Below are 19,635 nucleotides of genomic sequence, written 5' to 3'. Positions count from 1 at the left end.
CACCTAAAAAGGGGTTGCTAATATGACTATTGTTGAAAAGATGAAGCTTGTCCAACATGAGATGCAAAAAGTTCTAATCGGAAAGAAAAAAACGATTGAGCTGGTGATGATTTCTTTATTAAATAATGGTAATGTGTTGCTGGAAGATGTTCCCGGGACTGGAAAAACCCTTTTAGCTAAATCGATGGCTGTTTTACTAGGTGGGCAATTTAAAAGAATTCAGTTTACTCCAGATGTTTTACCAGGTGATGTGACAGGTATTCAATTTTTTAATCCAAAAAAGCAAGATTTTGAATTGCGTCCAGGACCAGTTGTGACGAACGTATTGCTAGCTGATGAAATCAACCGAGCAACGCCTCGAACGCAGTCGAGTTTACTAGAAGTAATGGAAGAAAAGCAGGTAACCATTGAAGGAACAACGCTCAAACTTCCGACGCCTTTTATCGTAATCGCAACGCAAAATCCCCTCGAATCACAGGGAACTTTTTCATTACCTGAAGCCCAAATGGATCGTTTCTTTATGCAGATGCAAAGCGGATATCCAACACAGATAGAAGAAAAACGAATGATTCAAATGATGAGGCTTCAAAATCCATTCGATGATTTGAAGTCGGTTTTTGAAGATGGAGAAATTGAATTATTTCAAAAAGAAGTGAAGCGAGTGGAGCTTTCTGAAGTGATTGAGGATTATCTTTTAAGTATCGTCCAAGCGACGAGAAGCGGAGAGTACATAAGTGTTGGCGTAAGTCCACGAGGAACCATTGCCTTTATGAAAGCAGCACAGGGAAAAGCATTCATTGAAGGAAGATCATTTGTTACTCCCGAAGATATTCAGTTCGTTGCGCCTTATGTTCTCAGTCATCGTCTAGTCTTAACGATGGAAGGAGCGATGCGTAAGACGAAACAAGCTGTGCTTCAAGAGATCCTTACTCAAGTCGAGGTGCCGGTGGAAGTGAGGGGAAGGGCAACATCATGAGGTGGGAGACGAAAACCACACTCTCTCTATTCCTTTCTTCTTTTCTAGGACTAAGCTGGGTTTTGATTATTATTTCTTTTTATTTACAATCGGTCGAGCTATTCATAGTTACTGTGGCATTAATGCTACTTAGCTATGGAACTCGTATCTACTTAAAGAAAGCAGCTACATCTGTTCAGGTAGAAAATAAGCGACATACGATTAGGCTTTTCAAAGGAGAATATGAAACGCTCTCCTTTTCGTTACAAAATCAAGGGAAGTTGCCGATTTGGAACGGCGAGCTGCGCTTTGCTTTGGAGCCTGTGATTCATCTCTCCCAACTTGAAATTGTTCAAAACACGAAAAACCTTCACTATTATGGTGTTCCTTTTTTTATGAGACGAAATGAACGTAAGAATATTTCCTTTTCTATCCATGCTTATGAAAGAGGAGCTACGCGAATAAGGAACCTTCAATTTATAATAAAGGATCTCTTTGGTTTAGGAAGCCGTCTATCTAGTTTTCAAGGCTTCTCACAAACAGAAATATTGATTTACCCTGAGTTGAGGGAGGTGCAGGGCGTAGAACAACTTTCGACTTATGAAATGGGGAGTCACGCTTATGAACATTCCCTCTATGAAAACTTGTGTGCTCCTGCAGGTGCACGAGAATATGCGAACTCTGATCCTTTTAATCGTATTCATTGGAAAGCTACGGCAAGAACTTCAGAATTAAAAACGAAAGTGTATGAGCGTTCGATCGAGATGAGGTGGGTTTTTATTCTTGATTTGTCTGTTAAAAGAAAGAATAGTCCTGGGCAAGTCTCCAATAACATCGAAGCATATATTAGCCAACTGGCATTTCTTTGTTCAGTCGCTACAAAACGAGGGATAGCGTTTGAAATTCATATTAATCTTGATCCGGAAGGACCTGCTTCTTCAATGGTACTTGAAGTTGGAGAGGGGAATGCTCAGTTAAGTAAGGCACTAGAGTTATTGGCTCGCATTGATGACACAAGACCGCTGTTATCTTTTGAACGGATGAGTTCATTGCTCAAAAAGCGATTATCAGAGCGCTCTGTTTTGATTCGATTAGGTGAGCCGATTCAATCAAAGGAAGAAGAAACATTTTATCAGTTTTTGAAGAGTATCGGTCATATGTGCTATGACGTGAAAATGTCGGATGGTTATGCCTATCTTGGTAAGGTAGAAAGGGTTCAGAATTGATGAAAGTACGTAGAGAACTTCCTCATTTTCTCTATTATATTTATGATATGGTTTTCGTGTATTTTCTTTTAGCGTTCTTTTATTTATATGAACAAACCTTCCCGCCTATTTTCCCTTTTCTTGTGCTTGTTCTTGGTTGCGGAAGTTGCTACTTTCTTCTTTATTTTAGAAATCGTGATCAAATCACTTTGTCGTGGATAATTCTGCTTGGCATCCTAACTGCTGTTGTAGGATTCGTGTTAGGCGTCCCGCTTTTTTATTCCATTCTCCTTTCGATTACGATCGCTTGGCGGAGCTATGTCAACATTAGAGAGTTAACTCGACATGATGATACAATCATTTTTTTCTTAAATTTGGTTGGTTCCTTTCTATTCTTCCTTTTCAGTAATTCTTCAGAGTTAAGACAGGTCGTATTTCTATTTCCTCTTGTGCAATTTCTTTTGCTCCTCATATGTAGAGCGGCTGTGGAAATAAGAAAAGCAGGGGGACTGAAGCAGGCCAGATGGGTCATGAGTTCTATCCTTCTTTTGTTAGCTGTTTCTAGCGGCTTGTTTAGCATTATTATTTGGATAAAAGACCCTCTTATAAAGTTGATTTCTTATACAATAAGTGGAATTGGTTATGTTATTGGTTTACCAATCTACTGGCTAACCTCAAATCTTTCGACGCGCTCTGCAGAAGATTCTCTTTTTTTAGAGGGGAATTCGTCAATGGAAAACCAACAAATGAACAAGGAACAAACGATAAATGGACAAAGTATAGACTTGCCACTTGAACTTATTTTCTACACCTGCCTTATCATTGCATTAATCGTTACTTTCTTCATCATTTATAAAAAAAGGCTTGTACTTTCTCGACTTGAAGTAAGTAGCTTTGCTACTATTACGAGTGAAATGTTGGATACAAGGGAAGATAAGAAGGGAAGCCCATTAAAACCACCTTTGAATCAAGTAAGAAAGCAAATTTTTAATTTAGAAATAAAGGCGCTGAAGTATGGGGTTGGACGTCAAGCAGGAGAGACTTTAAGTCAATGGTTACGAAGGATTCCTGGTCATAGTGAACATAAGGATTACATTATAGCCATTTATGAGAAGGTTCGATACGGTACAGAAAGTCCTGATCGAGAGGAAGTTCTTCTCTACATGCAGCATATGAAGAGCCTCCTTAGGGAGTTAAAGAGGCATGCTTTACAGAAGCGGAAAGAAAACAAGAAGAAATAAATCAAATACAAGGTGTGAAAGAAGCGGAACGACCATATTTCCGGTTCGGTCATACAAATATCCCCATACAGCTCCAGCTAACACAGCAGCCACAAGCAGAAGGAAAGCACCTGCGTAAAAGTGGGCGCTCATATAGAGAAGCGCAGCTAGTAAAATTGGGTATTTGATTTGAAGTGTTTTAAGCTCTGTTTGCACAAGACCTCTCCAGAAAAGTTCTTCTCCTGGAATAACAATTAAAATAAGGCTAACATAGTGCCAAGCTTTATCTGGGGACACAAGGGTATAAAGTTCATTAACCTGTGTTATAAAATGAGGGAAAAGAACAAGCATAATGGTTTTCCCCAGAAAGAAAAGAATATAAAGGGACACGCCACTTAAAATTCCGATAAAAAGATGAGAAAATGACGGCTTTTTCCATTTAACTTGACGAATTGACACTCCTCCAAGGAGAAGAAGAGATACAGTGAAAAGTGGCCAAAAGAAGTCACTAAATAAATAGAAAGATAGAAATAATAGAAGATGTGAGAGAAATAGTGCAAGAAATAATCTTTTTTTTAACAGCATGATAAACAGCTCCTGTATGAAATTCATACTTACAGTGTAGCTGATCATCAAGATCTTTGCGATACTGAACTGATGATAAGGAGATTTGATATGGAATTAACATTTCTAGGAACAGGTGCTGGTGTTCCTTCAACAAAACGTAACGTTAGTTCGACAGCTCTTCGGTTGGATTCTGGAGAAGTTTGGTTGTTTGATTGTGGGGAAGCGACACAACATCAGATTCTTTCTTCTACTATTACACTTAGTAGGCTGACCAAAATTTTCATCACTCACCTACACGGTGATCACATTTTTGGACTGCCAGGCCTTCTTGGAAGTCGTTCTTTTCAAGGGGGAGAATCAGAACTGAAGATATATGGACCAAAAGGACTTGCTCATTTTATTGATACGGCCGTAAAAATTAGTGGGACGCACCTACGCTATCCACTCCAAATTATAGAAATAGAAGACGACTTTCAAGTGCAAGAGCAGGGTTTTACAATAAAGGTAGCTTTGTTAGAACATGGAATTGATAGTTTTGCTTATCGAATAGAAGAAGCAGATAAAACAGGTGCATTAAATGTTGAAAAATTAAAATCATTAGGTGTACAACCCGGTCCGATCTATCAAAAATTGAAGAACGGAGACTCTATTACCCTAGATAATGGGAAAGTGGTGCATGCAGGTGACGTAGTAGGTCCTCCGATAAAAGGAAGACATCTTGTGTATTGTGGGGATTCTCGGTTTAATGAGAAGACGATTGATTTTGCTTTAGATGCCGATCTTCTTATCCATGAAGCTACATTTTCCGCTCAGATGGCTTCGTTAGCATATGAGTATTATCATTCCACTACGGAGGAAGCAGCTAGAATTGCTAAAACTGCGAACGTAAAGAAACTTCTTTTAAATCATATTAGTTCACGTTACCAAGAAGCAGATATGGTAGATCTAATTAGGGAAGCAAGAGCCGTATTTGCAAATACGGACATAGTAGAAGATCAAATGACAGTCCATATACCTATAACAAAACCGAGCTCAAAATGAGCTCGGTTTTGTTATAGTCTACTTACTGGTTATTTAATTCCAACCACGTTCATACTGTTTCGGTGCCTCTAAGTCTGCATCGAGTTCAGCTGCGGCGGTTCTCGCCCAGTAAGGATCTCTTAATAGTTCTCTCGCAAGCAAGACAAGGTCTGCGCGGTTGTTATGAATGATTTCCTCTGCTTGAAGAGGGTGTGTAATCAATCCCACTGCGCCAGTTGAAATTTTAGCTTCATTCCGAATTTGTTCAGCGTGTTTTACTTGATATCCAGGAAAGGCATCGATGCTCGCTGGTACAACCCCGCCTGTACTACAATCAATTAGATCAACACCTTGTTTCTTCATTTCACTTGAAAAATATACGAAGTCTTCCATTGTATTCCCTTCTTCGTGGTATTCTTCTGCAGAAATACGTACAAAGAGTGGACCGTCCCAAACATCGTTCACTTCTGAGATTATTTCTTTAAGAAAACGATAGCGATTTTGTGTTGAACCACCATATTCATCTTTACGATTGTTCGTTAATGGAGATAGAAACTCATTGATTAAATAACCGTGTGCGCCATGAAGTTCGATAACATCAAAGCCGGCTTTTTTTGCTCTTCTTGCGCCTTCTTTAAAGGAAACAATCGTTTCTTTTATTTGTTCTAGCGTCATTTCTTCAGGGGTTTTCATCTTATCACTAAAAGGAATTGCTGATGGGGCAATAATTGGACCTTCTAATACGGCTTTTCGACCGGCATGAGCAAGTTGAATACCTACTTTTGCTCCTTGCTCTTGAGAAAGTTGTACAATCTTCTGCAATCCTTCTATATGGTCATCACTCCAAATGCCAAGGTCCTGTGGAGAGATTCGGCCCTGTTCGGTAACAGCTGCTGCTTCCGTAATAATGAGACCCGTTCGTCCTACTGCTCTAGAAGTATAGTGTGTGAAATGGAAATTGGTTGCTTTCCCGTCCATTGCTTCACATGAATACATGCACATAGGACTCATTACAATACGGTTAGGAAATGTAACGTTTTTTATGGTATAGGGTGTAAATAATGCTGATGACATGCAATCTCTCCTTTATTTCTTCTTTCCTGACCCTGAGTATAGCATGTGCAAAAAAAGAAGTCGCAAATCGTGCTTTACTTTGTGATCATGCTCCAAATGTTTTTCCACCAGGACTTTTTTTGTTGTGACATTTGTTTGTTATGCATGATATTTAACGCAAGATCAGGCACATCTGTCATAAGTCCGTCTACTTCCCACTCAAGGAATTGCCTCAGCCATTTTTCCTCATTAATCGTATAAGGACGTACGTTTATGCCGTGAGATTGAACGGTTTTAATAAGCGGTGCGTGGATGGATTTGAAGTGAGGATGGATCGCTTTAGCTTTTAGCTTTTTTGCATAATGCCATGGTTCGTGTAAGTTCCCTTTGTAGAGAGGAGCAGTTTCTATTTTAGACCATAATTTATGAACCTCAAGCAATCGTTCGTGTTCAAAACTAGAGATCAGCGTATTTTTCTCAGAGCGAAATTTTTTTATCATTGGTATGGCAATTTTGGCAAGTTTGTCATCATCTTCACGGTAATATTTTAACTCAATATTCAGCCAAAGATCAGGATACTCAGAAGCAAAGATCAATACTTCTTCTAATGAAGGAATGCTTTCTTGCTGAAACTTCGGAGAAAACCAGCTTCCTGCGTCCAGTTTTTTGAGATCAGCAAAATTTGTTTCGGTGACAATTCCTTTTCCAGACGTAGTACGCTTTAAGGTACGGTCGTGAATGACAACTGGAATGCCATCTTTTGAAAGTTGGACATCAATTTCAATTCCTCCAGATCCAAGCTTTACTGCACGTTCGTATGCACTTAATGTGTTTTCTGGACATTGTCTGCTTGCACCTCTATGAGCAAATATGATTGTCATGATTTTCCCCATTTCTACTGGTCTTTTCAGGTTTTGTATGTATAAAATATGATAAAGTGAAACTTCCATTCGAAGCTTTAGGGAAGCTGAGCCCTACCGACACAGATTGAAAGGCTACATGGCTTAGGTAGGGAGACGGTGAACAGGTCAAAAAATGCCGTCTATTCTCATTAAACCTACCAAAAACAGGTGAATTTTGCAAAAAAACAGACAGGGGGTTATGAGGTGGAGAAATGGCAGACAAAAGAAACGCTTATGTATTTGTTATCAAGACTTGTCGAACATCAGAGTATAACGGGATCTTATCCAGAAGTAGCACTTGCAGAATACATTCATCTTCAGCTTCAGGATTTAGATTATTTTAAAGATAACCCTCAAATGCTTGCTCTTCATCCAACAAGTGATGGACGCTCTTTTGTAACTGGTTTGATCAAGAATGGAACAGCAAAAAAAACGGTTATATTAATAAGTCATTTCGACGTGGTCGATGTAGAAGATTACGGCCAGTTTAAAAATCTGGCCTTTAGCCCATATGATCTGACAGAAGAAGTATATAAGAATCTGGATAAGATGCCACTAGAAGTTCAGAATGATCTGGAAACTGGAGAATGGGTATTTGGTCGAGGCGTGATGGATATGAAAGCAGGGATTGCCTTACAGATGAGCATGCTTGAAAAAGCGAGTTCTGGTGAATTTGAGGGGAATATTTTATTCCTTACGGTTCCTGATGAAGAAGCCAATTCATTGGGAATGATCGAGGCCGTTCCTGTTCTCGTTGAAATGGCAAAACAACATAACCTTACGTATACCGCTTGTTTAAATTCTGAGCCTGTTTTTACAAATTATCCTGGTGATCAAAACCTCTATCTTTATTCAGGATCAATTGGCAAGTTACTTCCTGGTTTTTTCTGTTATGGTCAAGAAACTCACGTTGGGGAACCCTTTTCTGGCTTGAATGCGAATTACATGGCAGCAGAAGTAACGAAAGAGTTAGAATTAAATGCTGACTTTTGTGAGGTTGTTGATGGAGAAGTAACCCCTCCGCCTACAAATTTAATGCAAAAGGATTTAAAAGAAGGATATTCAGTTCAAATTCCACATGTAGGCGTCACGCTTTTTAATGTGCTTGGGATGGAAAGTAGCATTCAACAAATTACAGATAAATTGATGAAGGCTGTAAAAACTGCTGCCAGGCGTATTGAACACCACTACTTAGAAAAAGCCACCGCTTTCTCGATGCTTCAAAGCTATGTTCCTGAGCCATTTAAAGTTAACGTGTTAACCTATGAACAGTTGCACCAACGGGCGGTTACATTGTTTGGCGAAGCGGAAATTAAACGTCGCCAGGATTATATCTCAGCAAATTTTAAAGATCTTGGAGATCGCGATCTTTCCACAAGAATGGTCTTTGATCTTGCAGCGCTTTGTAAAGATGATGGCCCAATGATTATTCTTTTTTATAATCCGCCTTTTTATCCGGCCGTATCCTCTCGTCATGATCCATTTATTCAGGAAACGATTCAACGTGTGATGAACTACAGTGACGAGAAGCATAACGTAAAGTTAAAACCACAGCATTATTTTCCTGGCCTTTCGGATTTAAGTTTCGTTGGGTTAGAGCGTACGAAAGAAACCATTCAACCATTAATGAGCAACATGCCTTTATATGGACAGTCTTATACACTACCTCTCGAGGCGTTAGAACAGTTAAAGGTCCCCGTTATGAATCTTGGACCGATGGGGAGAGATGCGCATAAATGGACAGAGCGACTTGAATTAACGTATTCCTTTGAAACACTGCATGAAATGCTTCCATATACGATTAAACAATTGCTTCGGTAAAGCGTTTTTCTTCTAAAAAAGAAGAATAGTTTGCTATCATGGAAGAATCCAATTGAAAAGGAGATTCTTTATGATAAAAACAATTCGTCGAATTGCGCTTGTGTTATTTGCTTTTTTCTTTATTTTTGCAGGCATTGCTCATTTTATTCAAGGGGAAGGTTTTGCATCAATGATTCCCGAATGGGTGCCGTTCAGGCTTGGGATGATTTATGTAACAGGGATTATGGAAATTGTATTAGCCGTTTTACTCCTCATTCCTTCTACACGTAAACAGGCAAGGTTTTGGACGGCAGTGTATTTAGTCGTTATTTTTCCTGCCAACATTTATGCAGCGATTGCTGGAATTCCAGCTCCTGGACAGGAGGAAGCAAATGAGTTATTGCTATGGATCAGGTTACTCTTTCAACCGCTCTTAATTTGGTGGGTGCTATGGGCAGCAAAACAAAAGAATGATTCGGCAATTTAAATTAGCTGTGACCGCTCATTAATATAAGCTTTTTGTTTCGTCATAGTATTTTGATGAACGGGAAGGATAATAGCAAAATAAGTTCGTGAGGGGAGAAAAAAAGTGGAACAAGTAACCTTGAAAATTAACGGGATGACTGGTGATCACTGTGTATCGGTAATTCGTAGCGCCTTACTAGAATTAAGTGGTGTATCGGCTGTTGAAATTCATTTTAAAGAAGGAAATGCAGATGTTACCTTCGATTCAAACAAAGTTTCTCTAACCGCTTTACAAGAAATAGTGAAAAATCAGGGATACGTTGTTTCATAACAAAAAACCAGCTGGTTAGTCAGCTGGTTTTTTGTTGAGTAAATAGTATTAGAATGTAAGTGCGGTATCTTTTGCACGCGCAATAGCATTTTGCTTAATGTCTTCGGCTTTATCTGGCATTGCGTTATGACCTTCTACAAAAAGTCCTTCGTAGTTTGGCACGCCATAGAATTGCATCATTGTTGTAAAGTAGCGATGACCCATTTCCATTTCTGCCGCAGGCCCTTCTGAATAAACGCCACCGCGAGCCTGGATGTGGATTGCTTTTTTATCGGTTAAAAGACCAACAGGTCCGTTTTCAGTATATTTAAAGGCTTTACCAGCCACGGATACTGAGTCAAAATAAGCTTTCATAACTGGAGGAAAAGAGAAATTCCAGAGTGGTGTTACGAACACATATTTATCAGCCTCAATAAATTCTTCACTTAGTTCATTAAGGCGCTGTACTTTTTCCTTTTCACTTGCAGATAGTTCTTCGAAACCTTTTCCGGACTGTAATTTACCCCAGCCGCTAAAAACGTCAGCATCAATTTGGGGAATATGCTCACGATATAGATCGAGATGAACGACTTCATCGTTCACATTCGCTTCTTTGTAAGTGTCGATAAAAGCTTTTCCTACTGCCATGCTGTAAGATTGTGTATCATCGTGTGGATGTGCCGTGATGTATAATACTTTTGCCATTTCAACATTCATTCCTTTCTTGATGCGCAATTTATCTCGAATTAAATTATTTTTAATTCAAGGCAAATTATAAAGGAGATGAGGAACGAATTCAACTATTTTGCTTCCGCTCGTAACGTGTCAAAAAAGGTGGGGACATAATAAAGGCCTTGCATTTTAGGCAAGGCCAGGTTTAACTTAACTTTTAGGGAGCTGATAAGGGTTGCCGCTGAGGTTTCTTCTTACTTCATCTGTTAGTTTGAAAGGCAGCTTTTTTTCACTAGGGGCTGAAGGGATGCTAGAGCTTCCATCGAAATGAATTGGTTTACCAATCATTTGAACTCCTCCTTGTCTTTCGTTACGTTTAGTTTACTTTGTATTTCAAAGAAATGGAAGAGGTTCTATGATTTCAGGTAAGAAATGGTTCGATTGAAAAGAAAGTGTGATATCTTTAGATTATTAATCATCTTAATAACGAGCTAAAAATGATGTAAACTTAAGTGAAAAACGATTAATCTGAGGTTGTGTACGCTAAAGGAGCTATTATTTATGCACATTATTTCGATTTTACTAGGGATTTTATTTGTACTTAATCTTGTTTTTGCAGCCCTTGTTATTTTCCTCGAACGCAAGGACGCTGGTGCAACATGGGCTTGGCTTATGGTCTTGCTTTTTATCCCTCTCCTTGGTTTTGTGATGTATTTAGTATTCGGGCAAAACTTAAGTAGAAGAAGGTTATTTGATTGGGATAACATAAAAAAAGTTGGAATCGAGGATTTAATTGAGGAGCAGGTTAGCGAAATTAAAAGCGGCGTTTATCCTTTTAGACATGAAGAAATTGCGCGACATAAGGACCTGATTTATATGCATCTTGTAAATGACGATGCGGTACTAACGCAGGATAATGCCATACGCATTTTTTCAGACGGTGAGGAAAAGTTCAATGCTCTCATTCAGGATATCGGTCGCGCGAAAGATCATATTCACTTCCAATATTATATTTTCCAAAAAGATGAGCTAGGTAAGAGGATTGTGGAAAAGCTCGCTGAAAAAGCACGCGAAGGGCTAAAGGTTCGCGTTCTTTATGATGAGATGGGATCAAGAAAAACAAGGAAGCGTTTTTTCAGAGAGTTGATCGAGGCAGGTGGAGAAGTGGAAGTCTTTTTCCCTTCACGTATCCCCTATGTGAATACACGACTAAATTACCGAAATCACCGAAAACTGGTGATTATTGACGGCGTACTTGGCTATGTTGGTGGTTTTAATGTTGGTGATGAGTACCTTGGATTAAATCCGAAGTTTGGTTATTGGCGAGATACACACCTTCGAATCGAAGGTAGCGCGACGCTCGCTATGCAGACGAGATTCTTGTTAGATTGGAATCACGCTGCACGGAACAAGGTAGGTTATGAAGCGTGCTATTTCCCTATCATTGAACCGATTGGAAAAGCCGGTGTGCAAATTGTGAGTAGTGGACCTGATTCTGAATGGGAACAAATTAAAAATGGGTACATAAAGCTCATTACCTCAGCAAAACGAACGATTTTTATTCAAACACCTTACTTTATACCCGATGCAAGTCTGTTAGATGCACTTCGCATCGCTGCACTTAGTGGTGTAGATGTTAGATTAATGATTCCAAATAAGCCAGATCATCCTTTTGTTTATTGGGCGACCTATTCCTATGTTGGCGAATTACTAAAAGCTGGCGCGAGAATTTACATTTATCAAAATGGTTTTATTCATGCAAAAACCATCACAGTCGATCGTGAAATTTCTTCAGTAGGTACCGCCAACATTGATGTACGAAGTTTTCGGTTAAACTTTGAAGTGAACGCATTTATCTATGACGAAGAAATCTCAAAAGAATTGGCAAATGTTTTTATTAAGGATATGGAGAAGTGCTTGGAATTAACGGGAGAAGGTTACCTGGAAAGGTCTCTCTGGATTAGATGCAAAGAGTCGATCTCGAGACTACTGTCTCCTATTTTATAAATGATTCATCCCCCTGAAGCGTGCTATAAAAGCATGCTTTTTTCGTGTGGGCTAGGTTGTGCGTTTAAGGAACCTCGTTAAAACTTATTTAATCATACTTACAGAATAAAACCGTCCTAATAACGGAATTGTTTTGAATTTATTTTCTAATAAGGAAAAAAGTCCTAATCCTCCTATGTTATGATAGTTGGGAAGATAAGGAAATGCACGGGGGGAAGTTAATGATTAAGGAAAAAATGAAGAAAACACATGTGCCGTTTCGGCTAAATATTTTGTTTCTATTTGTTTTTCTGTTGTTTTCTATTCTTATCCTTAGACTTGGGATGATTCAAATTGTACAAGGGGAAGATTTTGAACGAATATCAGAGCAAACCGAGAATGTAACGGCGAAGTCAACGGCACCTAGAGGGAAAATGTATGATCGGTATGGAAGAGTGATTGTCGATAATGAACCAACGTTTACGTTAACCTATATTCGAAATCAAAATACGAAACAAGAGGAAAGACTTGAGGTTGCTCGTAAATTAGCTTCATTTATTGAGATGGATACGGATAAGGTGACAGAGCGCGATTTGAAAGATTTCTGGATTATGACTAGACCAGAGAAAGCCAGGGCCAAATTATCAGAAAAAGAATGGGAAGAACTTGAGTCTCAAAAGGCTTATCGCCTACAAATTGATCGCATCAACGAAGAAGATCTTAAGGAAATTACAAGTGATGAAGATGAATTAAAAATTGCGGCAATCAAACGCCAGATGGACTCGGGGTATGCACTCTCTTCTCAATCTATTAAGAAGGGGTTAACACGTGAAGAAATTGCGCAAGTTAGTGAAAACCTTGAAGATTTACCGGGAGTCGACATATCGCCAGATGCTGAGCGGGTTTATCCTTATGATGAAACGATGGAAACAATGTTCGGGAACTTAGGGCAAATTCCAAAAGAATCGTTGGATGCTTATACGATGAAAGGTTACGATAATAACGATCTTGTCGGCATCAGCTATCTTGAGAAGCAGTATGAAGATTTATTAAGAGGGCAGAAGTCGATGAAAAAGTATGTCACAGACAAATCAGGAAAGCCAATCGGTGAACCTGAAGTGATTCCTGGTAAAAGAGGAAATGACCTTGTTTTAACAGTCGATATTGATCTGCAACAGGAGCTTGAAACGATTCTTGAAGAAGAATTAAGAAAAGCAAGGGCGCGTGGGAACCCATATGCTGACCGTGCTTATGCGATTGGATTGGATCCAGAGACAGGTGAGATATTAGCCTTCGGTGGAACGAAATATAGCTCTAAAGACAATGACTATGTTGAATATTCGTATGGAACCTTGTCAGAAGCATATGAAATGGGTTCAGCAGTAAAAGGGGCATCTGTATTAACAGGCTATGAAACAGGAGTGATTAGTCACGGCACGACCTTATTTGATACCCCGATCTCTATACCTGCTACCAATGAGAAGGCGTCATATGCAAACCTAGGCTGGGTGAATGATGTTGAAGCGTTAGAAAGATCATCCAACGTCTATATGTTTCGTATTGCCATGATGATGGCAGGGTATGATTATGTTCCAAACACAAGTGGTATACCGTGGGATCCAAAGGCATATAATGAGGTTCGCTATCATTTTAACCAATTTGGTCTTGGAAATAAGACAGGAATTGATATGCCAATTGAAACGACAGGAATCAATGGTGGTATTGAGCAAATTGGTAACCTGATGGACTTAATGATTGGCCAATTTGATACGTACACACCTCTTCAGATGGCTCAATACATTTCAACGATTGCAAACGACGGAAAAAGAATTCAGCCTCATTTCTTAAAAGAAGTTCACGAGGCTTCCAATGTCGATGGCTTATCGAATATTATTGTGGATCAGTTTGATACAAACGTGATGAATCGCATTCAAATGAGTCAAAGTGATATTAGCAGAGTCCAAAATGGATTATGGAGAGTGACAAATGCTAGTAACGGAACAGCAACGAAATATTTTAAGGGAACAGATTTTACTCATGCCGGTAAAACGGGTACGGCTGAAGTAAAGTTTGGTCCAAATAATAGCGTAGAAGGATTTAATTTAACCTTTGTAGGCTATGCTCCTTATGAAGATCCAGAAATTGCGTTAGCGGTCGTGGTTCCGAGTTTGAGCAGTGATCGCAATGAATCAGTCAACAAAGATATTGCAAGGCGACTATTTAAAGCTTATTTCGATCTGAAAGATGAACCAAAACCTTCTGCACCTATCGAAGAAAAAGAAGAATAAAGTAAAAAGCCTCACCGCCGTAAGGTGAGGCTTTTCTTGTTTACCAGATTCCAAGAACATCTAACATAACGAAAAGAATAAGAAGCGGTGCGACAAAACGGATAAGAAAATACCATGTTTCGAACAAGCCTTTCTTTAACCCACTTCCACGTTTCAATTCTTCAAATAGGGCAGATTTCTTCATTTTTAAAGGAACAAAAATGGATATTAACAAAGCTCCAATCGGTAGAAGTACATTACTCACAGCGTAATCGGCTAAATCAAAAATCGTTTTATTGAATAAGGTGACATCGCTCAAAACACCGTATGAGAGAGCTGATGGAATACCAACAGCAAAAATGGCAAGCCCGATGATCCATGCCCATTTTTTTCGTTTCTTAAGGTCACCTTTCGAAATAACCGATACAATGATCTCAAGCATTGAAAAAGCAGAAGTTAATGCTGCAAACAAGAACAGAACCAAAAAGGCAATGAAAAAGAGCATTCCGAATGGCAGCTGACCAAATACTGTCGGAAGCACATTAAACAAGAGAACGGGACCTGCTCCAGCTTCAAGGTCGAAAGCGAAAACTGCTGGGAAGATGGCTAGACCAGCAAGAAGAACGATAAAAATGTTCATGATCACAATCGACAGAGCGGAGCGTGGTAAACTTTGTGTTTTTGGTAAGTATGAACTATACGTCACCATAACGGATACTCCGACGCTCAATGTGAAGAATGATTGTCCCATTGCTTCTAAGATTGTTTGAGAGGTTACTTTTGTGAAGTCAGGCTGAAGTAAGAACAAAATGCCTTCCATTGAACCTTCTAGCGTAACAGCCCGAATGACTAAAATAATGAAGAGAAGAAATAAAGCCGGCATCATTACTTTACTTGCCTGTTCAATCCCTTTCTCTACACCTCTAGCTACAACAAGAATAGTGAGTATAATGAAAATGAATTGCGCGAAAATACTAATAAACGAATTTGATATTGTCGTACCGAATACTTGTGCGTACTCATCGGAGGAGAGGCCTGTTAACTCTCCTGTAACAGCTTTATACAAATAGGCGATAATCCATCCTCCAATGACACTATAAAAGGATAATAAGATGAAAGAAGTGATCATCCCCATAATACCAACCCGATACCACTTTGTCTCTGGCGATATCGTTTTATAAGAATCTACCGCGTTGCTTTGAGCGGTTCGTCCAATTGAAAATTCTGCTAGTAGAAGTGGAAGACCAAGTATCAATGTGAATAGAATAAAGATCAGAAAGAAAGCCCCACCTCCATTTTGACCTGCTGTGTACGGGAATTTCCATATGGCCCCTAAACCAATCGCTGAACCTGCTGCAGCTAGAATAAAACCAAGTCTTGAAGACCATTGTTCATTTTGACTCATGCTATTGCTCCTTTCGTTTATTATTGAATGCTGATTCCGTTATTCCACAAAAAAATCGCCCCTACGTTATCCGTAGGGACGATTGTTATCGCGGTACCACCCTGGTTGTGAGAAAACTCACCTCTTCATTGTGTAACGATCTTCACCGTCTTTTGCAAGTACAAAAGAAGCTCCAGAAATGAAATTCACGTCCTTTTATATACCGATTCTCACCATCCATCGGCTCTCTTCAATAGGGAAAAGGTGGCTACTTGTTTTCCTTCAAAGCAGTTCAATATTTATAGAGTTATTCAATTTTTATCATGACCAACTGAAAGTGTCAATATAATTTTCGATATGGAAAAATTATCTGCCATGCTATTCGTCTTTCTTTTCCTCTTCAAAATGAGCATCGACAGGTCCTTTTTGTTTCTTCGTTTTCTTGCGCTTGATTGATTGTAAAATCTTTTTGTAATTTAATGAAAAGGTTTTAGGGTCATAATGTTCAGAAGCTTTGATATCAGCTGTAGAAGCTCGCATAAATGACCAACCAAGCATAATCATAATAAAGAGAAGGGGAAATCCACCTACGATACTCGCTGTTTGAAGTGTCCCAAGTCCCCCGACAAACATGAGGACTAACGGCATAAGGCAGAGCGCGAATGCCCAAAACAGTCTGTTCCAGCGTAGAGGTTCATCTTTGACTTCTTTTTGAACAACGGAGGCTAAAATATAAGAGCTTGAGTCAAACGTCGTCGCAAGAAAAATGATTGCTAACACGACAAAAATGAAGATCATAAACCATGAAAATGGAAGTTGACCAATGGTTTCGATGATGGCTCTAGGTGCCCCCTCATCATTAAGTACCCCAATGACATCAAACTCACCTGTTAATTGCATATGAAGTCCATAATTTCCGAGAATACCAAAGAACAATAAACTTCCAAAAGTTCCATAACTAATGGTTCCAAGAATCATTTGCTTTATGGATCGTCCTCTTGAAATTTTGGCAACAAACAATCCAACAAAAGGGGCGTATACGATCCACCAGGCCCAGTAAAACACGGTCCAACTTTCCGGAAAGCCTGTTTTATCATATGGACCAAGAGCATTAAATGGCTCTGTCCAAGTGCTCATATGAAAGAAGTTATCCAACAACAAACCGACGCTGTTTGTGGCGGTTTCAACGAGAAAACGGGTTGGTCCAAAGATTAATACAAATAGAAGCAGAAAAATTGAGAGAACTAAGTTAATATCAGATAATATTTTAATTCCTTTTTTTAATCCTGAATAAGCACTGATGGCGAAAATGGCTGTTACAAGAACGAGAATCAACGTTTTTAGTACCATTGTTACGCCAATACCTGTGAGAGCATCAATTCCTTCTGCGATCATTGGAGTACCAAGTGCTAGCGTTGTACCTGCCCCGCCAAGAAGTCCAAACATGAATAGCACATCGATAATTGTTCCAAGTGGGCCATCTACAAGTTTTCCAATTAATGGTCTTGTTGCTTCGCTTATTTTTAGTACGGGTTTTTTACGGACATAGTAGAAATAGGCCATTGGTAAAGCAGGTAGCGTATAGATGGCCCATGCGATCGGACCCCAGTGGAAGATGCCGTATGTACTTGCCCATAGGATTGCTTCTTCCGTTCCAGGTTCTAGACCAAATGGTGGACCTTGATAGTAATACGCCCATTCAATGGTGCCCCAGTATAAAATACTTGATCCAATTCCAGCGCAGAAAAGCATTCCTGCCCATGAAAAGTTGTTAAATTCAGGACGCTCGTCTTCTTCCCCTAAGCGCACTCTACCATTATCACTAAAGGCGACATAAATCAAAAAGAAAAAAATCCCGAGACCTACAAGTAAATAAAGAACCCCAAATTGTGTGGTGACGAACTCATTTGCTTTGTTGACAATTTCCTTTCCCTTTTCAGGAAAAAGGACAAGCGGAACAGTTACAAGCAGTAATAAACTCAACGCACCTAAAAATGTAGGCCAATCAATTAATCGCTTATCCATGACCTTTTAAACTCCTTTGCAATAGCTAACTAAGCATAGTTTCTAGCATGTCTCTATTTTTATACAAAGTTTTTATTATTGGAGAATTTGTAGGAATTGATATAATAACTAAATAAACTACTGCTTTAGAGGGTGAGAAATGTGGAAGAGTTTACTAAAAACGTTGTTACCATTATTAAAAAAATTCCACCGGGTAAAGTGATGACTTATGGACAAATTGCAAAGTGTGCAGGAAGTCCACGTGGTGCAAGGCAAGTTGTTCGAGTTCTACACACTATGAGCCGAAAACATGAACTTCCGTGGCATCGAGTGATAAACGCTAAAGGTGAGATCGGGTTAAAGTCGGAAGATGGTTACATTGATCAGAAAATGATGTTGGAAGGGGAAGGGATCGTCTTTCTCCCGAATTCAAAAGTAGATTTAACGATCTATCGCTATGATCCGCCCCAATGAAATAAAAAATAAGGCCGCTAAGACGGCCTTATTTATGATCAATTCTTAAAAGGGTTTCAATGTCATTAAAATAATGAGAATAATAGCAGATGCATTCATTACACTCGGCGCCATCTGTTTTCCAATCCGTTTGTACCCCTTCGGAAGCCTTTGCTTACTGTTTTAGTAATCCCATTATCACTGGTAGAGCAAATGTTGCTCCTAGTTCACATACCGCTGCGATAATGTGAATCACTAATAATCCCCCGTTAAGTAGTGTTAGTAAGAGAAAAGACCCTCTTCTCTCAAAGGAAAGAGGAGGGTCTAGTGGGGGAGTCACGTTATTTGCTTTTCTCAATGCAGGAAATCAGGCGTTTCTCGATATCATATCCAATTTCACTTAGTTTGTCTTTACCTGTTAAGTTTAATAATGTGGTTGGCTTTGGCATACCAATCTTCGTTTGACCGTCATCATCAAAAACAACGATTTTACAAGGAAGAAAATAACCAACTAACTTATCTTCATTGAGGACACGCTCGGCCTCTTTTGGATTACAAACCTCGAGAACCCGATAAGGAGTTTCGAAGTTCATTCCTTTTTCTTGCAACTTGGCCGACAGATCAAAATCCCATAATACTCCGAATTTTTCTGTTTTCAGTTCATTACTTAAGTCGGAAACTGCCTGATCGACAGTTTTAGAGGTTTCCACTGTATAATGAAAACTCATAGAGCAAAACTCCTTTCATTACCATTCTGTTTTTATTTATACCCTGCATCGTATATTCTAAACGAAGAAACTCGAAAAGAAGCAAGCGAATACCGCTTGCTTCTTTCTCTATTTTGTCATTTTAAATGCTGCATTTAACTGTCCACGAATCATTTCATCTCTAATTTTATCTTTGTCTTTTTGCTTTTCTTTTTTATAGAGCTTTTTAATTTCAAATGTTTGCATGCCATCTTCAATTTGATTTGCAATGTCCATTAGTTTTTCTACATCTGTAAACGAGAATTTTCTTGTACCTCCACCAGATCGATCAGGTAGAATAAGGCCTCTTTCCTCGTAGTAGCGGATCTTTCTCAGAGATAGCCCGGTTAATTCACTGACTGATCCGATGGGCAGAACTTTTTTATCTTTATATGACATCTCCAGTCACTCCCTATGCTCATATTCATAATGTGGCTACACGTACATATACTATTGAAGTCTTCTAAACTGGCAATCTGCTATCATTATATCATAGCTATTCATTAATCACGGGTGGATTGTTAGAATATCTAACATAACATATGAAACGGTTGTAAAGTTTGTGTTAGGAAAGGTGCCATAGTTCTTGCGCTTAGGGAGCTAGGGTGTCAAAATAGAAATGTGCA

Annotated in this window: 19 protein-coding genes and 1 other annotated feature; of the genes, 10 read left to right on the top strand and 9 right to left on the bottom strand. The window is 39.1% G+C overall.

The annotated features are described in order from the left end of the window. Window positions 1–22: 22 nt before the first annotated feature. From LCL91_RS06665 to LCL91_RS06655, 3 genes are read left to right on the top strand one after another with little or no spacing between them, the layout of a single operon-like run. Entirely contained in the window at window positions 23–976 is a 954-nt protein-coding gene (locus LCL91_RS06665; RefSeq protein WP_224881066.1) for an AAA family ATPase, read from the top strand. Next, window positions 973–2,181, top strand: coding sequence for a DUF58 domain-containing protein (locus LCL91_RS06660; protein ID WP_224881064.1), 1,209 nt, complete (start codon window positions 973–975; stop codon window positions 2,179–2,181). Before LCL91_RS06665 ends, LCL91_RS06660 begins: the two co-directional genes overlap by 4 nt. After that, window positions 2,181–3,401, top strand: coding sequence for a DUF4129 domain-containing protein (locus LCL91_RS06655; protein WP_224881062.1), 1,221 nt, complete (start codon window positions 2,181–2,183; stop codon window positions 3,399–3,401). Before LCL91_RS06660 ends, LCL91_RS06655 begins: the two co-directional genes overlap by 1 nt. On the opposite strand, the gene LCL91_RS06650 is transcribed toward LCL91_RS06655, so the two are convergent. Further along, window positions 3,369–3,965 (bottom strand): CPBP family intramembrane glutamic endopeptidase, encoded by a 597-nt coding sequence (locus LCL91_RS06650; protein ID WP_224881060.1) that lies wholly within the window; start codon window positions 3,963–3,965, stop codon window positions 3,369–3,371. The genes LCL91_RS06655 and LCL91_RS06650 overlap by 33 nt on opposite strands. Window positions 3,966–4,055: 90 nt before the next feature. Between LCL91_RS06650 and rnz the strand changes: the two genes are divergently transcribed. Next, window positions 4,056–4,988, top strand: a complete 933-nt coding sequence (gene rnz / locus LCL91_RS06645) for a ribonuclease Z (RefSeq protein WP_224881057.1) — start codon at window positions 4,056–4,058, stop codon at window positions 4,986–4,988. A 33-nt stretch (window positions 4,989–5,021) separates the two neighbouring features. On the opposite strand, the gene namA is transcribed toward rnz, so the two are convergent. Continuing rightward, a complete protein-coding gene (namA, locus tag LCL91_RS06640) occupies window positions 5,022–6,041 on the bottom strand; it encodes an NADPH dehydrogenase NamA (protein WP_224881055.1) in 1,020 nt (339 codons plus the stop codon). 74 nt (window positions 6,042–6,115) lie between these two features. Further along, a complete protein-coding gene (locus LCL91_RS06635) occupies window positions 6,116–6,901 on the bottom strand; it encodes a glycerophosphodiester phosphodiesterase (protein ID WP_224881053.1) in 786 nt (261 codons plus the stop codon). Window positions 6,902–7,126: 225 nt separating this feature from the next. Between LCL91_RS06635 and LCL91_RS06630 the strand changes: the two genes are divergently transcribed. From LCL91_RS06630 to LCL91_RS06620, 3 genes are all read left to right on the top strand, one after another. After that, a complete protein-coding gene (locus tag LCL91_RS06630; protein ID WP_425589662.1) occupies window positions 7,127–8,743 on the top strand; it encodes a M20/M25/M40 family metallo-hydrolase in 1,617 nt (538 codons plus the stop codon). 70 nt (window positions 8,744–8,813) lie between these two features. Then, window positions 8,814–9,209, top strand: a complete 396-nt coding sequence (locus LCL91_RS06625) for a DoxX family protein (RefSeq protein ID WP_224881051.1) — start codon at window positions 8,814–8,816, stop codon at window positions 9,207–9,209. A 102-nt stretch (window positions 9,210–9,311) separates the two neighbouring features. Then, on the top strand, window positions 9,312–9,518 hold the full coding sequence (locus LCL91_RS06620; RefSeq protein ID WP_098444130.1) for a cation transporter: 207 nt from the start codon (window positions 9,312–9,314) through the stop codon (window positions 9,516–9,518). A gap of 48 nt (window positions 9,519–9,566) precedes the next feature. Here the strand turns inward: LCL91_RS06620 and LCL91_RS06615 are convergent, their stop codons facing one another. Further along, complete coding sequence (locus LCL91_RS06615) at window positions 9,567–10,202, bottom strand: FMN-dependent NADH-azoreductase (RefSeq protein ID WP_224881049.1); 636 nt, start codon at window positions 10,200–10,202, stop codon at window positions 9,567–9,569. Between the two features lie 177 nt (window positions 10,203–10,379). Further along, window positions 10,380–10,517, bottom strand: a complete 138-nt coding sequence (locus tag LCL91_RS06610; RefSeq protein ID WP_224881047.1) for a hypothetical protein — start codon at window positions 10,515–10,517, stop codon at window positions 10,380–10,382. Between the two features lie 213 nt (window positions 10,518–10,730). Here LCL91_RS06610 and cls point away from each other — a divergent pair, with 213 nt between their 5' ends. After that, entirely contained in the window at window positions 10,731–12,176 is a 1,446-nt protein-coding gene (gene cls, locus LCL91_RS06605) for a cardiolipin synthase (RefSeq protein WP_224881045.1), read from the top strand. A gap of 221 nt (window positions 12,177–12,397) precedes the next feature. Beyond that, the gene (locus LCL91_RS06600; RefSeq protein WP_224881044.1) at window positions 12,398–14,443 is read left to right on the top strand and encodes a peptidoglycan D,D-transpeptidase FtsI family protein; all 2,046 of its coding nucleotides are present in this window, start codon (window positions 12,398–12,400) and stop codon (window positions 14,441–14,443) included. A gap of 40 nt (window positions 14,444–14,483) precedes the next feature. Here the strand turns inward: LCL91_RS06600 and LCL91_RS06595 are convergent, their stop codons facing one another. Further along, window positions 14,484–15,827 (bottom strand): sodium-dependent transporter, encoded by a 1,344-nt coding sequence (locus tag LCL91_RS06595; protein WP_224881042.1) that lies wholly within the window; start codon window positions 15,825–15,827, stop codon window positions 14,484–14,486. Between the two features lie 71 nt (window positions 15,828–15,898). Further along, window positions 15,899–16,101: a binding site (T-box leader), on the bottom strand. An 83-nt stretch (window positions 16,102–16,184) separates the two neighbouring features. Further along, complete coding sequence (locus LCL91_RS06590; protein ID WP_224881040.1) at window positions 16,185–17,831, bottom strand: BCCT family transporter; 1,647 nt, start codon at window positions 17,829–17,831, stop codon at window positions 16,185–16,187. A 141-nt stretch (window positions 17,832–17,972) separates the two neighbouring features. On the opposite strand from LCL91_RS06590, the gene LCL91_RS06585 reads away from it, so the two are divergent. Continuing rightward, on the top strand, window positions 17,973–18,284 hold the full coding sequence (locus tag LCL91_RS06585) for an MGMT family protein (protein ID WP_224881038.1): 312 nt from the start codon (window positions 17,973–17,975) through the stop codon (window positions 18,282–18,284). 320 nt (window positions 18,285–18,604) lie between these two features. Here the strand turns inward: LCL91_RS06585 and LCL91_RS06580 are convergent, their stop codons facing one another. Next, window positions 18,605–18,991, bottom strand: a complete 387-nt coding sequence (locus tag LCL91_RS06580; RefSeq protein ID WP_224881036.1) for a DUF302 domain-containing protein — start codon at window positions 18,989–18,991, stop codon at window positions 18,605–18,607. Window positions 18,992–19,099: 108 nt separating this feature from the next. Continuing rightward, window positions 19,100–19,408, bottom strand: coding sequence for a MerR family transcriptional regulator (locus tag LCL91_RS06575; RefSeq protein ID WP_098444122.1), 309 nt, complete (start codon window positions 19,406–19,408; stop codon window positions 19,100–19,102). Between the last annotated feature and the right edge of the window lie 227 nt (window positions 19,409–19,635).

The organism is Guptibacillus hwajinpoensis (assembly GCF_020171785.1).
Taxonomy (GTDB): Bacteria; Bacillota; Bacilli; order Bacillales; family Guptibacillaceae; genus Guptibacillus; species Guptibacillus sedimenti.
Note: the sequence above shows the minus strand (reverse complement) of the source record. Positions and strands in the feature narration are given on the sequence as shown.

Bases quoted from the DNA above. Each gene is read 5' to 3' on its own strand.
- rnz (WP_224881057.1), top strand. From the start codon at position 4,056: ATGGAATTAACATTTCTAGGAACAGGTGCTGGTGTTCCTTCAACAAAA.
- LCL91_RS06590 (WP_224881040.1), bottom strand. From the start codon at position 17,831: ATGGATAAGCGATTAATTGATTGGCCTACATTTTTAGGTGCGTTGAGT.
- LCL91_RS06615 (WP_224881049.1), bottom strand. From the start codon at position 10,202: ATGGCAAAAGTATTATACATCACGGCACATCCACACGATGATACACAA.
- namA (WP_224881055.1), bottom strand. From the start codon at position 6,041: ATGTCATCAGCATTATTTACACCCTATACCATAAAAAACGTTACATTT.
- LCL91_RS06575 (WP_098444122.1), bottom strand. From the start codon at position 19,408: ATGTCATATAAAGATAAAAAAGTTCTGCCCATCGGATCAGTCAGTGAA.
- LCL91_RS06625 (WP_224881051.1), top strand. From the start codon at position 8,814: ATGATAAAAACAATTCGTCGAATTGCGCTTGTGTTATTTGCTTTTTTC.
- LCL91_RS06580 (WP_224881036.1), bottom strand. From the start codon at position 18,991: ATGAGTTTTCATTATACAGTGGAAACCTCTAAAACTGTCGATCAGGCA.
- LCL91_RS06610 (WP_224881047.1), bottom strand. From the start codon at position 10,517: ATGATTGGTAAACCAATTCATTTCGATGGAAGCTCTAGCATCCCTTCA.
- LCL91_RS06635 (WP_224881053.1), bottom strand. From the start codon at position 6,901: ATGACAATCATATTTGCTCATAGAGGTGCAAGCAGACAATGTCCAGAA.
- cls (WP_224881045.1), top strand. From the start codon at position 10,731: ATGCACATTATTTCGATTTTACTAGGGATTTTATTTGTACTTAATCTT.
- LCL91_RS06660 (WP_224881064.1), top strand. From the start codon at position 973: ATGAGGTGGGAGACGAAAACCACACTCTCTCTATTCCTTTCTTCTTTT.
- LCL91_RS06595 (WP_224881042.1), bottom strand. From the start codon at position 15,827: ATGAGTCAAAATGAACAATGGTCTTCAAGACTTGGTTTTATTCTAGCT.
- LCL91_RS06665 (WP_224881066.1), top strand. From the start codon at position 23: ATGACTATTGTTGAAAAGATGAAGCTTGTCCAACATGAGATGCAAAAA.
- LCL91_RS06650 (WP_224881060.1), bottom strand. From the start codon at position 3,965: ATGCTGTTAAAAAAAAGATTATTTCTTGCACTATTTCTCTCACATCTT.
- LCL91_RS06655 (WP_224881062.1), top strand. From the start codon at position 2,181: ATGAAAGTACGTAGAGAACTTCCTCATTTTCTCTATTATATTTATGAT.
- LCL91_RS06600 (WP_224881044.1), top strand. From the start codon at position 12,398: ATGATTAAGGAAAAAATGAAGAAAACACATGTGCCGTTTCGGCTAAAT.